Genomic DNA, 13107 nt, shown 5'->3' on the forward strand with positions numbered 1-13107 from the left:
ACCGACGTCACCGCGCGCCAGGCCGCCCATGCCGCGCTGGTGCACAGCGAGCAGCGCTACCGCCGCATGTTCGACGCCACGCGCATCGGCGTGGTGCAGCAGGACTGGCGCGCGGTGACGTCGGTGTGGGTCTCCAGTACCTGCCGCGTTCGCCCGGAGGCGTCGCGCTGCAGGGCCCAGCGGCTTTCCACGTGCAGCTCGCGACCGTCGCGGGTGGTCTGCACCAGCGTGCCTTCCCAGCGCCCTTCCGCTTCCAGCGCCGCTTCGGCCAGCGCCCGGGGTTGCGCGTAGCGCGTACGCAGCAGCTCGTCGGCGATGCGGCCCACCGCTTCCTGCGCGCTGAAGCCGTAGACCTCCGCGGCGCCACGGTTCCAGAACGCGATGCGTCCGTCGCGGCCGCGGGTGAAGATCATGTCGTGCGACAGATCCAGCAGCATGGCCTGCGATTTCAGCGACTGCACCGCGTGCTGGTTCTCCAGTGCCAGCACCGCGCTGATCGCGATGGCCGCCAGGCTCACCGCCGCGCGGAAGGTCTGCGCGCCGACGTGGCGCAGGCCGTGTGTATCCAGGTACGCATACACCGTGAGCACGATGCCGGCCACCGCGACGGCGACGATGTCGCCACGCCGCGCGGTGCGCGCGACCAGCATCACCGCCACCACGTACAGCACCGCCACCGCGCCTTCCAGCGTGGTCAGCGTATCGACGAGGAAGATCACCGCGACCAGCAGCGCGGCCACCCCGCGCAGCACGCCGTGCTGCCAGCGTTCGCGCCGCGAGGCGGTGTCCGGGCCGGCGGCGCGCGTCGGCGAGAGCGGGTCGTGCGGTGCTGCGGCATGGGGGGGCATGCGGCCGGGCTCCGTCTTCACAGGGTAGGGGGCCGTCGGGACGGCCCGCCGATCATAGGCCCGCCGCCGGGTGGGCGCTGGTATGGCTGTGCGCTTCGGTCGCCCCAAACCAAGGTATGAGCCCGCGAAACGAACCGGCGATGTTGCCGCCCGCGGCGCTTCGCTACGTTGTGGGCCATGCCGGACGCCCCCTTGCGGTGACGCGCCGGCCCTTCCCGCCACCACCGCAGGAGTTCCGCCATGAACCCGCAATCCGCCGCCTCGCGCCGCGCCGCCGCCCTGCATGTCCGCAACGACCTCGGCGAGGACGCCGCGCGCGACATCGCCGCCGCCCTCACCGGCGTGCTGGCCGACATGTTCGCCTTGTACCTGAAGACCAAGAACTTCCACTGGCACCTGTCCGGGCCGCACTTCCGCGACTACCACCTGATGCTGGACGAGCAGGGCGACCAGATCTTCGCCACCACCGACGTGCTGGCCGAACGCGCGCGCAAGGTCGGCGGCACCACGCTGCGTTCGATCGGCCACATCCAGCGCCTGCAGCGGCTGGCCGACAACGACGCCGAGTACGTCACGCCCGAGGACATGCTCGCCGAGCTGGCCGACGACAATCGCCGCATGGCCGGCTTCCTGCGCGAGGCGCACGGCGTGTGTGATACCTACGGCGATGTCGCCTCCACCAGCCTGATCGAGGTGTGGATCGACGAAGCCGAACGCCGCGCTTGGTTCCTGTTCGAGAGCACCCGCCGCCCGGCCTGAGCCGCAGCCTCTTCGCGCAGGGACAGGAGACAGGGATGAACGTCGAACCGCTGGCCAAGCCCCGGGCCCATGCCGCCGCGTCGATTCCGCGGCGGGTGGACGAGCTGCCGTCGCCCGCCGCCGAGGCGCCTTGGGTGGCCCTGGTGGCGCACGACCTCAACAACCTGCTGCAGGCGGCCGCCACGGCCGTCTGCCTGGCGCGGGACGGCGGCGGGCTGCCGCTGCTGGACGTGGCCGAATCGGCCCTGCGGCGTGGCGCGCACATGGCCCGTTCGCTGGTACGCGGCGCCGGCAGCGAGCCGTGCGGGCTGTTCGATCCCGGCGAACTGGCGGTGTCGATGCGTGCGCTGCTGGCGCAGGCCGCCGCGCCGCGGGTCAGCGTGCGGGTGGAAGCGCAACCGGGCGCCGGCCAGGTGCGCGGCGAACGGCAGGCGCTGGAACGCGCGCTCCTCAACCTGGTCGTCAACGCGCGCGAAGCCTGCGCCGAGGGCGGCCAGATCCGCATCCGCAGCGGCACGCGCACCGTGCGCGCCGGCGTGCGGGCCGGTACGCGGCGCCCCGGGCGCTATCTCACCCTGGAAGTCGTCGACAACGGCAGCGGCATCGCGCCGGCGTTGTGCGCGCGGCTGTTCGAGCCGCACGTGACCACGCGCGCCGGGCAGGGCGGCCACGGGCTGGGCCTGGCGCAGGTGCGCGACGCCGTGCAGCAGGCCGGCGGCTTCGTCGAAGTGGTTTCCACGCCGGGCGCGGGGGCGCGTTTCGTGCTCGCCTTGCCCCGGGCGGACACGGCCCCCTGAGGCCTGTCGCCGCGCCCGGCCTTTTTCCTTGCAGGAGATCGCCATGTCCATATCCCGCCACGTCCGCTCGCTGTCGCACGGCGAAGTCGTCCACGACAGCGCGCTCGGCTCGGTGCGGCGCCTGACCGCCGACGAATTCCCGCTGCTGCAGCGCCTGTCCATCAAGCGCCTGCAGCTGCAGCCCGGTGCGCTGCGCGAACCGCACTGGCATGCCAATGCCGATGAACTCGGCTACGTGATCGAAGGAGAGCTGCTGCTCACGGTCGTCGACAACGCCGATGGCGTGTCCTCGTTCACCGCGGGGCCCGGCCAGATGTTCCACTTCGAAAGCGGTTCGCTGCACGCCATCGAGAATATCGGCGACACCCCGGCCGAGGTCATCATCGCCTTCAGCCATGAGCGCCCCGAGGATTTCTCGATGCGCGCCGCGTTCGCCGCGATGTCCGACGGCGTGCTGGGCAATACCTACGATCTTCCCGCGCAGGCGTTCGCCGGGCGCCAGCGCGATACCGGCGAGGCGTACCTGCTACGACGCCCCGCCCCCGCGCCGGTGCAAGGCGGGACGCGGTTTGCCGACCCGCATCGTTTCGACATCGAAGCGCAATCCCCGCCGGTCGATTTCCCGTATGGCCAGGCGCGCGTGTCGCGGCGGCAGTTCTGGCCAGCGCTGAAGCACTTGTCGATGTACTCGCTGCGGATTCCCGACAGCGGCATGCGCGAGCCGCACTGGCATCCGGACACGGCCGAGATGGGCTACGTGCACCGGGGGCGGGCGCGCATGACGATCCTGGACCCGGACGGCGCCACCGATACCTACGAGCTGCAGGCCGGTGACGTGTACTTCATTCCGCGCGCGTATCCGCACCAGATCGAGGTGCTGGGCGAGGACATCCATTTCCTGGTGTTCTTCGACCAGCCCACGCCGGGGGATATCGGCTACCGGCTGTCCGGCTCGGCATTCGATGCGCCGGTGTTGGCCGCCACGCTGGGAATGCCGGTGGAGGCGATGCCTGTCTTGCCGTTCACCGCGAACGATCCGTTGATCGTGGCCAGGCGCAATCCCGCCTGACCGTTGCCGTCCCATCGCCGTTCCACCGGATTCGGGGCGCGAATACCCGGTTTCGTCGCAAGCGCGTTGTGGCCGGCCGCGGCGGGGCCCACCCTGTGTGCACCGGGCGCGGCGGTCGCGCCCCGTACAGGAGCCAGGGATGAAAACCTTGTTCGGCGTGGTCGCGTGGTGCCTGCTGTTCGTGCTGTGCTGGCCGTTGGCCCTGCTGGCCTTGGTGGCATGGCCGTTCGTATGGCTGTTGCTGCTGCCGTTCCGCTTGATCGGCGTGACCTTCGCGGCGTTGTTCGCCTTCCTCGGCGCGCTGCTGTTCCTGCCGGCGCGGCTGCTGGGATGGCAGCCGCGCACGGTGGCCGCGGCGGGCTGAGCCCGCTGCGGGATCAGCCGAGCCGCAGCGAAAGCTCCACGTCCTCGGCGAACGGCAGGGAGAGGTAGCCGTTCGCCGGGTTGCGCACCCGCGCGAGGTAATCGGGGCTGTAGTCGGCGTTGTCGGCCACGATCAGCGCGCCCGGGCGCAGGTGCGGTTCGAGCAGGGACAGGATGTCCGGATACAGCGCCTTGGCGCCGTCGAGCAGCAGCAGGTCGACCTGCGCCGGCAAGCCGGTGGAGAGCGTCTGCAACGCATCGCCTTCGCGGATCTCGACCAGGTCGAGCAGGCCGCCGGCATTCAGGTGCTCGCACGCCCGCGCCACCTTGCCGGGTTCGAACTCGGTGGTGACCAGGTGGCCGCCGCCGTTGTCGCGCAGCGCCGCGGCCAGGTGCAGGGTGGAGATGCCGAACGAGGTGCCGAACTCCACCACCTGCGTGGCGCGCACGGCGCGGGCGAGCAGGTACAGCAGCTGGCCGGTTTCGCGCGAGACCGGCAGCGGCAGGTCCTTCATGCGGCCGTAGTAGTCGCGGTATTCGGTACGGCTGTGCATGAGGCGCTCGCGGTCGGCGGCGGTGAGCTCGGCCAGCGCGGGGATGTCGAAGGAGGTAGCGTCGGCGTCGGCGAACAGGCGTTCGAGCAACCCGGCGAGCGGGGCCTGGGTGAGGGTGTTCATGGGGTCTTCCGGTGGGTGATGCGCCGGTCGGCGCGTGCCACGCTAGAATGCGACGAATCCGTCAGGTTTGTTATTCGCATTCTCCCGCCGCCCATGAGCGAACGCCCGAAACCCCCGATTTCCCAGCGAAAACAGCCGCGCCAGGCCCGTTCCAACGCCTCGGTGGCGGTCATCCTCGAAGCGGCTGCTCAGGTTCTGGCCGCCGAAGGGGCGGCGCGCTTCACCACCGCCCGGGTGGCCGAGCGGGCCGGCGTCAGCGTGGGCACGCTGTACCAGTACTTTCCCAACAAGGCGGCGATCCTGTTCCGGCTGCAGCACGACGAGTGGCGGGATACCACGCGCCTGCTGGCCGAGATCCTCGACGACAAAGCGCACACGCCCGGCGAACGCGTCCATCGCCTCGTGCACGCCTTCCTGCATTCGGAATGCGAGGAAGCGCAGATGCGTACGGCACTGCGCGACGCCGCGCCGCTCTATCGCGATGCCCCCGAAGTGCGGGATGCGCGCGAGGCGGGCGAGGCGGCGTTCGGGCGTTTCATCGATGAGGCGCTGCCCTCGGCATCAGCGGAGCAACGCGTCCTCGCGAGCAACCTGCTGACCGACGTGCTCGGTGCGACCGGCAAGCAATTCTCCGAACAACCCCGCACGCCCGCCGAGATCCACGCCTACGCCGACGCGTTGGCGCTGATGCTCTGCGCGTGGCTGGAGGCGACGTCTCAGGCCAGTGCTTCGGCCGCCCGCACGCCCCACCAGGCGGCTTCCTCGAATACCGAATAGCCGGACAGGTCGGCATGCGCGAGGCGCACGCGCCCGTCGAGCGCGCGCAGCGCCACCAGGCCCGCGGGGTCGAGCGCGCCGGGGACGGGAATGGCCATCGCGTGCCCGCGCACGGTGATCACCAGCCGCCGTGCATGCCGCCACAGGTCCTGGCCATAGGCCTGCAGCAGGTCGCCGGCGGCTTCGGCGCGCAGTTCCTCGGGGCTTGCGCGCAGCAGCCAGGCGCGTGCCTGCATCGGATCCATGCGGTCCAGCGCCTGGTAGGCGGAAAACACCGTGCGCGCGGTGCGCGCCGTGCGCAGCAACTGGTGCGTGGAGACGACGTAGCCGAGGCCGCGCCCGCCGTGCACCACGTTGTCCCAGGCCAGCGGCTCGCCCGGTTGCTCGCGCGGGTAGCCGTCCATCAGGAAGTTCGAGACCAGCCATGCGGCGTGGGGCGTGGCCTGCGCGGCGGGGTCGTAACCTGCTTCACGCAGCCCGGGCCAGATGCGCGCCAGCACGTGCAGGGGCATCGCGCTGACGACCTGGTCCGCGCGCAGCCGCAGCAGGCTGGGCGAGGGCGTATCCATGCGCAGGCAGTCGACGTCCACGCCGTCGCCGCGTTCGTGCAGGCGCGCCGCGGTGCCGGGCATGCGCCAGCGCGCGTGGCCCAGGCGCGCGTCGATCGCCGTGCGCATGCGCTGCATCAAGGCGGAGAGTCCACCGGGCCAGGTCAGCACCGCGTCGCTGCCGGCGTTCGCGGCGCGGCCGTCGCGTCCGGCGAAGTAATGCAGCCCTGCCCACGCCGAGACCATCGCGGTGCCAGCGCCGTAATCGTCGCGGCAGCAGTAGTCCAGGTACACGCGCAGGCTGGGCGCGTCGTAGCCATGGCGGTCGAGCCACGCGGCGAAGGTTTCGCGGTCGAGCGCGCGCCACTCCGCATCCTGGGAGGACAGCGTGCGCGGCAGCGCGAACAGGCGGCGGCCGTCGCGACCGCGCTGGTGGCGCAGTTGGTCGACCAGGGCAAAGAAACGTCGTTGCTGCGCCAGTTCCCGTGGCGGCACGCCGTGGGACGGGAGCAGGTCATTCTCCCAGCGGCCGTTGCGCAGCAGCCGCTCGCGCGGGGCGTGCGCCAGCGCGGCTTCGTCGTACCACGGCGCGCCGCTGTGTTCGCCGGATTGCAGCAGGCCGACATCGGCCAACAGGGCGCGGATGTGCCCGGATTCGCTGGAAGGCAGGGGCAGGTAGTGCGCGCCCAGCGGGCACTGCAGGTTATCGTCGCCCGGCGCGGCCAGGTCGCCGCCGGCGGCGTTGCCGTTCGCTTCGGGGCCTTCGAGCATCACGAAATCGTGGCGACCGGCGCGCGCCAGCGCCCATGCGCAGGACAGCCCCGCCACGCCCGAGCCGAGGATGGCGATGCCGCACCGCTGTTCGCCGCCCGCCGGCGGCAGGGCCGCATGGTCACGCAGCGCGTGGCCCTCGCGCATGCCGGGGAACACCACTTCCGGCATCACCGGTACCGGTCGCGCGCCACGCCACGCATACCAGCCCGCGCCGCCCAGCAGCGCGGCCTGGCCGGCGCCGAGCAGGAACCTGCGGCGGTCCATCAGCGGATCACCCGGCGCCAGTCCTCGTCGAAATAGCGCACCAGCGTCTGTTCGTCGAGGCGGTTGGGCGGCATCGCCAGCGGCGGCCGGTCCTTGGGGAACTCGAACAGTTCGCGCAGCGTGGCCGGGGTGAGGTAGCGCGTGGGTACGTCGAGCTTGGCCGGTGGCGTGTAGTCGTCGCGATGGCCGGCGAGCACGAAGCCCCAGTCGCCGAAGGAGGGCACGTCGCAGTGGTAGGGCCAGGTATGCAACCCGGCTTCCTTGAGCGTGGCGTCCACGCTCCAGAACGAGCGCGGCGCGTAGTAGGGCGAGGTGGACTGCACGACGACGTAGCCATTCCACGCCAGGTGCCGCGCGATCAGCCGGAACATCGGCACCGAATACAGGCGCCCGATGCCGAAGCTGGACGGGTCGGGGAAATCGACCACGATGAAGTCGTAGCTGTCGCGGTTGTCCTCCAGCCAGCGCCCGGCGTCCTCGTTGATCACCCGCACCCGCCTGTCCTTCAGCGAGCCATGGTTGAGCGCGACCAGCGGCGCGGAGGTGGAGAACATGCCGGTCATCGCCGGGTCCAGGTCGACCAGCGTGACGTGCTCGACGTGCGGCGACTTGAGGATCTCGCGCACCGCCAACCCGTCGCCGCCGCCGAGCACCAGCACGCGTCGCGCGGCGGGCAGGGCCTGCAGGCCCGGATGCACCAGCGCCTCGTGGTAGCGGTGTTCGTCGCGCGAGGAGAACTGCAGGTTGCCGTTGATGTACAGGCGCAGGTCGTCCTGCCAGCGGGTGACGATCAGCCGCTGGAACGGGGTGGTTTCGGCATGCACGATCTCATCGCCGTAGATGCCGCGCTCGGCCCAGGCGGTCATCCGGCCGGAGAACCCCATGCCGGCTACCAGCAGCGCCATCACCACGCCGCCGCGCACCAGGCTGCGGCGCGGCGCGGTGAGGTCGTCGCGGAAGGCGAGCGCCGTCCACAGCGCCACGCCCGCATTGAACATGCCGAACAGGAATGCCGTGCGCAGCAGGCCCAGCCGCGGCGCCAGCAGCAGCGGGAACACCAGCGAGACGATCAGCGCGCCGAGGTAGTCGAACGCCAGCACCCGGCTCACCAGTTCGCGGAAGGCGGTGCGGCGCTGGTTGAAGATCCGCATCACCAGCGGGATCTCCATGCCGACCATCAGGCCGATGGCGAAGACCATCACATAAAGCGCGGTGCGGAAGGGCGTGGACAGCCAGGCGAAGACCACGAACAGCACCGCCGCCGAGACGCCGCCGACCAGGCCGATCAGCATCTCCAGGTCGACGAAGCGGTCCAGGACATCCTCGTCCTCGACATAGCGCGACAGCCATGAGCCGATGCCCATCGCGAACAGGTAGCAGCCGATCACCGAAGAGAACTGCAGGATCGAATCGCCGAGCAGGTAGCTGGCCAGCGCGCTGGTGACCAGCTCGTAACCCAGCCCGCAGGACGCCACGATCAGGACCGAAAGAATAAGGGCGCGATCGCGCATCTGCAGGGCGACTTCCGTGGCGTGGATGGGCGAGCGGCTTCCCGGGCCGGGCGCCTACTCTATCGGCGGTGCAGGGGTCTCGCCAAGCGCAAGCGCGTGGCTATAATCCGGCCTGACCTTTGGGGAGAGGGAAGGATGCCCGAGCTGCAAGCCACGCTGCCGTACCTGGCCTACCTGGTGTCCGCGCTGGCGATGCTCGCCGGCTTCGTGGCGCTGTATACGCGCGTCACCCACTTCGACGAATGGCAGCTGATCCGCGAAGGCAATCTCGCCGCTGCGCTGTCGCTGGGCGGGGCGCTGCTCGGCTTCAGCTGCACGCTGGCCTTCAGCATCGCGCTGCACGCGAGCTGGCACCTGTTCATCGTGTGGTCGCTGGCGGCGATGGCCGTGCAGCTGCTCGTCTACCTCCTCATGGCGCGCATGCTGCGCGGCATGAACGACGCGATCCATACCGGCAATACGGCGATGGGCGGCCTGATGGGCGCCACCTCGCTCGGCGTGGGCATCATCAACGCCGCCTGCCTGACCTGATTCGACCCGCCACCCGCCTACCGGCAAGGAAACCGACCATGGGCCTTGGTTCGTTCATTCGCAAGCAATTCGTCGACATCCTGCAGTGGGTGGAGGAGCGCGATGGCGTCCTCGCCTGGCGCTTCCCGATGCAGGACAAGGAAATCCAGTACGGCGGCAGCCTCACCGTGCGCGACTCGCAAGTGGCGATCTTCGTCAACGAGGGCCGCATCGCCGACGTGTTCGGCCCGGGCATGTACACGCTCAACACCCGCACGCTGCCGGTGCTGACGGCGCTGCAGCACTGGGACAAGGGGTTCGAGTCGCCGTTCAAGTCCGACGTCATCTTCCTGTCCACCCGCCTGCAGCTGGGCCGCCGCTGGGGCACCGCGCAGCCGGTGACCGTGCGCGACAGCGAGTTCGGCATGGTGCGCGTGCGCGCGCATGGCGTGTACAGCTACAAGATCGCCGACCCGGCGCTGTTCTACCGCGAGGTGGCCGGCACGCGCGGCGAATACACCGTCGAGGACCTGGAGCAGCAGCTGCGCAACCTGGTGGTGGCCAACATGGCCGACGCGCTGGGCAATGGCGGCGTGCCGTTCATCGACCTGGCGGCCAACCAGGGCGTGATGTCCGAGCGCATGCAGGCCAAGCTGGTGCCGGTGTTCGAACGCTACGGCGTGGCCCTGGAAAACTTTGCCGTGGAGAGCGTCTCGCTGCCGGAGGAACTGCAGAAGGCGCTCGATACCCGCATCGCGGTGGGCATGTCCGGCGACCTGGACAAGTTCACCCGCTACCAGGCGGCGACCTCCATTCCGCTGGCCGCGCAGAATGAAGGCGGCATCGCCGGCGTCGGCGCGGGCCTGGCGGCGGGTGCGGCGATCGCGCATTCGATGTCGCAGAGCCTGCTCACCCCGGCGAGCGCCCCGGCGCCCGCCGGCGCTGCGCCGCAGGCGGCCGCCGATCCGGTCGAGCGCCTGCAGCAGCTCAAGCGCATGCTGGAGCTGGAGCTGATCAGCGCGCAGGACTACGAATCCGCCAAGGCGGACATCCTGCGCAACCTCTCGCGCTGACCCCGATGCAGCACTTCCTGTGCCCCCAGTGCGGGGCGGCGGTCGCCTCGCAGGCGCCGGGCGCGGTGATGGTGGTGTGCCCGGCGTGCCGCAGCACGCTCACCCGCGACGCGGAGACCGCGCGCCAGGTGGGCCGGCTGTCGGCGGTGGTCGATGACGGTTCGGCGGTGCGCATCGGCACGCGCGGCGCGTTGTCGGGCCATGGCTTCGAGGTGGTTGGCCGGCTGCGCCTGCAGTACGAGGAAGGCGGCTGGAACGAGTGGTACGTGCTGTTCGACGCAGGCGGTACCGGCTGGCTGTCCGACGCTTCCGGCCAGTACGCGCTGACCCGGCGCGGCGCCACCGAAAGTCCGTTGCCGTTGCCGGCCTACGACGAGCTGAAGGTCGGGCATCGGCTCAAGGTCGATGGCGTGCTCTATACGGTCGCGGACGTGCGGCGCAGCCGCTGCGTGGGCGGCGAGGGCGAACTGCCCGAACACCCCGGCGACGGTTGGGACGTGGCCGCGGCCGACCTGCGCGGTGGCGTCCATTTCGCCACGCTCGATTATTCGGACGGCGCGCCGGTGCTCTACGCCGGCGAGGCGGGCCAGCGGCTGACGCTGGACGAGCAGACGATGCGTTCGAGCGAGGAGATCCTCGCCGCCATCGGCCGCGTGCGCGGGCAGATCCTGTCGCTGGCGTGCCCCAACTGCGGCGCGCCGGTCAGCATCGTGGCGGCGATGGCCACGCAGGTGATCTGCAGCGCGTGCAGTTCGCGGCTGGACTGCAGCGGCGAGCAGGTCGAGGTCATCGAGGCGCACAAGCGCGCCGCGCGGTTCCGCGGCACGCTGCCGTTGGGGGCCAGCGGCAACCTGGCGGGCGGGAAATTCACCATCATCGGCGTGATGCGCTGCGAAGTGCCCGGGGACAGCAGCGAGCCGCCGTGGACCGAGTACCTCATGCTGGATGCCCGCAAGGGCTACCGCTGGCTGGTGGAAACGCAGACCGGCTGGCAACTGGTGACGGTATGCGACGAATGGCCGGTGTTCGATGGCCGGGACGAGGATAGCTGTCGCCTCAATGGCGGCACCTGGAACCGGACGTACCACTACGGCGCGCAGGTGACGGAAGTGTTCGGCGCTTTCAACTGGCGCGTACGGCTGGGTGACCGCACCCGGGTGACCGACTTCGCGCATGGCCAGCAGGTGCTCTCGCGCGAGCAGGGCGGCAGCGAGATCACCTGGTCGCTGGCCAGCCCCATCGGGGCGTCGTCCGTGCACCAGGCGTTCGGCGTGCCCACGCCGAAGGAGCGCCTGCCCCCGGTCATGCGTGCCGATGGGCGTGACGAGGAGACCGAAAAGTTCGCGCAGGTGGGCACGTTCGCCAGCCTGGTGCTGATGATGCTGGCCGGCGAACTGAGCCTGCCGGCCCTGCTCACCGGGCTGGTGCTGGTGTGGTTGCCGCCGGCATTGACCTGGCTGGGCGTTTTCACCAACGGGGAAGCGTCGCGATGAGCAGGGGTTGGTATCTGGTCTACGTGATCATCGTGGTGCTGGTGGTGCTGGTCGTGGGCCGCGAGGATGAGGAGGGCCGCAGCTGGGGCAGCGGCGGGCGCAGCGGCTGGAGCGCGGGGGCAAGCCACAAGTGAGGCCGCATGCTGCGGCGCGCATTTACACCGCGCCCGGCGGGGCCGACGCTGGCCCCTCATCGCGGCGGGAGCGGGCCATGAACGTACGGCGGGCCGGTGCGGGACTGTTGATGGCGATGGGCATCGCCTCGGCGAGTGCGGACGAGGCCGGGGATGTGGCCGCGGTCCTGCGGGCCGAGAAGGACGTCTGCGCGGCCTATGAACGCGGCGATGCCGACTGGCTCGCCACCCACCTCGATCCCACGTTCACCCTGACCGGTTCCACCGGCACGCTGACCACGCGCGAGCAGGAAGTGGCCGACCTGCGTGGCGGCACGCGCTACCAGGTGTTCCGCAATCGCGATTCGCGCGTGCGCCTGTACGGCGACGCGGCGGTGGTGACCGGCATCACCCATGTCGAAGGGCAGGCGCAGGGCCAACCCTATGCGCTGGATTTCCAGTTCACCGATACCTACGTGCGGCGACCGCAGGGCTGGGTGATCGTTGCCAGCCATGCCTCGCGCAAGCCCGCGCCATGAGGCGCAAGGCGGCTACCTGACCCAGCGGCCGTCGCGCAGCGTGACCACGAAGCGCGCCCATTGCCGGAAAGCTTCTTCACCGCAGCGACCGGCCTGGCCGAGTCCCTCGCCGGCGACCACGCGGTAGTCCACCTCGCGTGCGCCGCTGCGCGCCACGATCTCGCGCACGCTCCATTCGCGGCCCAGCCGGCCGTTGCTGTAGCAGTGCCCGGGCGACAACACCTGGGGATGCACGGGGCTGCGCTCGGCATGCTGCTTGGCCAGCTCGAGCAGCTCGGTCAGGCTTTCCTCCGGGATATCCACGTAGGAGTTGAGCCCGGCCATCGCGGCGGAGAAATCCTCCTGCGTGAGCTCGAAATGGCGCTGCGCGGCCGGGACGTCTGCCGCGGCCTGGCGGCGACGATGCAGGTGCAGCGGATAGCGCCGCCAGGGGAACGGCGCGTTGAACACGATGGCGACCAGCAGGATCGCCGCCACGCTCACGCCGACCGGTTCGAGCAGGTAGTGATAGCCCAGCGCATGCAGGTCCTCGCTGCCGATGACCGCCGCCAGCGAGGTGGCGCCGCCCGGCGGGTGGATGCAGCGCAGGTAATGCATCGCGCCGACCGCCACGCCCACCGCCAGCGCGGGTGTCCACGCATGGCCGGGAAACAGCTTCTGGCAGCTGACGCCGATGGCCGCCGAGATCAAATGCCCGCCCACCACCGCCCACGGCTGCGAGAGCGCGCCATGCGGCACCGCGAACAGCAGCACCGCCGAGGCGCCGAGCGACGCCAGCATGATCGCCCCGGCCGGGCCGGCGCCGGCCAGGCCCTGCGGGAACACCTGGTGGATGACCGCGTACACCGCCGCGATGCCGAGGAACGCGCCGATGCCGGATATCCACTTCTCCGCATGCGTGGTGGTGTTGCGTTCGATGCCCAGCCAGTGACGGAGCGAAGAAGAGACGTCGGTGGCTTTCATGGGCAGGGCGGGGATAGCGGGGCGCCAGT

At 70.5% G+C, this 13107-nt stretch carries 15 protein-coding genes; 10 read left to right on the forward strand and 5 right to left on the reverse strand.

What is annotated here, in order from left to right; translation table 11 throughout:
- Nucleotides 1-56: 56 nt before the first annotated feature.
- A complete protein-coding gene (locus ARC20_RS09110; protein ID WP_161809480.1) occupies nt 57-848 on the reverse strand; it encodes a PAS domain-containing protein in 792 nt (263 codons plus the stop codon).
- 240 nt (nt 849-1088) lie between these two features.
- Here ARC20_RS09110 and ARC20_RS09115 point away from each other — a divergent pair, with 240 nt between their 5' ends.
- The 4 genes from ARC20_RS09115 to ARC20_RS09130 all read left to right on the forward strand — a co-directional run bounded on the left by ARC20_RS09115 (nt 1089) and on the right by ARC20_RS09130 (nt 3837).
- On the forward strand, nt 1089-1607 hold the full coding sequence (locus ARC20_RS09115; protein WP_057646469.1) for a Dps family protein: 519 nt from the start codon (nt 1089-1091) through the stop codon (nt 1605-1607).
- A 35-nt stretch (nt 1608-1642) separates the two neighbouring features.
- Complete coding sequence (locus ARC20_RS09120) at nt 1643-2404, forward strand: ATP-binding protein (RefSeq protein ID WP_057646470.1); 762 nt, start codon at nt 1643-1645, stop codon at nt 2402-2404.
- Nucleotides 2405-2447: 43 nt separating this feature from the next.
- Entirely contained in the window at nt 2448-3473 is a 1026-nt protein-coding gene (locus ARC20_RS09125; RefSeq protein WP_057646471.1) for a cupin domain-containing protein, read from the forward strand.
- 139 nt (nt 3474-3612) lie between these two features.
- Entirely contained in the window at nt 3613-3837 is a 225-nt protein-coding gene (locus ARC20_RS09130) for a hypothetical protein (RefSeq protein ID WP_057646472.1), read from the forward strand.
- Nucleotides 3838-3850: 13 nt separating this feature from the next.
- Here ARC20_RS09130 and ARC20_RS09135 read toward each other — a convergent pair whose 3' ends face one another.
- A complete protein-coding gene (locus ARC20_RS09135) occupies nt 3851-4513 on the reverse strand; it encodes an O-methyltransferase (RefSeq protein WP_057646473.1) in 663 nt (220 codons plus the stop codon).
- 93 nt (nt 4514-4606) lie between these two features.
- Here ARC20_RS09135 and ARC20_RS09140 point away from each other — a divergent pair, with 93 nt between their 5' ends.
- Nucleotides 4607-5290: a TetR/AcrR family transcriptional regulator gene (locus ARC20_RS09140; RefSeq protein ID WP_057646474.1), complete on the forward strand. Its 684-nt coding sequence runs from the start codon at nt 4607-4609 to the stop codon at nt 5288-5290.
- On the opposite strand, the gene ARC20_RS09145 is transcribed toward ARC20_RS09140, so the two are convergent.
- A complete protein-coding gene (locus tag ARC20_RS09145) occupies nt 5230-6876 on the reverse strand; it encodes an FAD-dependent oxidoreductase (protein WP_057646475.1) in 1647 nt (548 codons plus the stop codon). The genes ARC20_RS09140 and ARC20_RS09145 overlap by 61 nt on opposite strands.
- Entirely contained in the window at nt 6876-8387 is a 1512-nt protein-coding gene (locus ARC20_RS09150) for a polyamine aminopropyltransferase (protein ID WP_057646476.1), read from the reverse strand. The genes ARC20_RS09145 and ARC20_RS09150 overlap by 1 nt, the downstream gene beginning before the upstream one ends.
- Nucleotides 8388-8522: 135 nt before the next feature.
- Here ARC20_RS09150 and ARC20_RS09155 point away from each other — a divergent pair, with 135 nt between their 5' ends.
- The 5 genes from ARC20_RS09155 (at nt 8523) to ARC20_RS09170 (ending at nt 12115) form a co-directional block, all read left to right on the forward strand.
- Nucleotides 8523-8918 (forward strand): DUF350 domain-containing protein, encoded by a 396-nt coding sequence (locus tag ARC20_RS09155; protein WP_057646477.1) that lies wholly within the window; start codon nt 8523-8525, stop codon nt 8916-8918.
- A 38-nt stretch (nt 8919-8956) separates the two neighbouring features.
- Nucleotides 8957-9970 carry an SPFH domain-containing protein gene (locus tag ARC20_RS09160; protein ID WP_057646478.1) on the forward strand — a complete coding sequence of 338 codons (1014 nt, stop codon included), beginning with the start codon at nt 8957-8959 and terminating at the stop codon, nt 9968-9970.
- Between the two features lie 5 nt (nt 9971-9975).
- Entirely contained in the window at nt 9976-11463 is a 1488-nt protein-coding gene (locus tag ARC20_RS09165) for a DUF4178 domain-containing protein (RefSeq protein ID WP_057646479.1), read from the forward strand.
- The gene (locus tag ARC20_RS18525) at nt 11460-11597 is read left to right on the forward strand and encodes a hypothetical protein (RefSeq protein ID WP_161809481.1); all 138 of its coding nucleotides are present in this window, start codon (nt 11460-11462) and stop codon (nt 11595-11597) included. The genes ARC20_RS09165 and ARC20_RS18525 overlap by 4 nt, the downstream gene beginning before the upstream one ends.
- A 77-nt stretch (nt 11598-11674) precedes the next feature.
- The gene (locus ARC20_RS09170; protein ID WP_081418112.1) at nt 11675-12115 is read left to right on the forward strand and encodes a nuclear transport factor 2 family protein; all 441 of its coding nucleotides are present in this window, start codon (nt 11675-11677) and stop codon (nt 12113-12115) included.
- A 12-nt stretch (nt 12116-12127) separates the two neighbouring features.
- Here ARC20_RS09170 and ARC20_RS09175 read toward each other — a convergent pair whose 3' ends face one another.
- On the reverse strand, nt 12128-13078 hold the full coding sequence (locus ARC20_RS09175) for an HPP family protein (protein ID WP_057646481.1): 951 nt from the start codon (nt 13076-13078) through the stop codon (nt 12128-12130).
- Nucleotides 13079-13107 lie beyond the last annotated feature (29 nt).

The organism is Stenotrophomonas panacihumi (assembly GCF_001431645.1).
In the GTDB taxonomy this organism is placed as follows: domain Bacteria; phylum Pseudomonadota; class Gammaproteobacteria; order Xanthomonadales; family Xanthomonadaceae; genus Stenotrophomonas_A; species Stenotrophomonas_A panacihumi.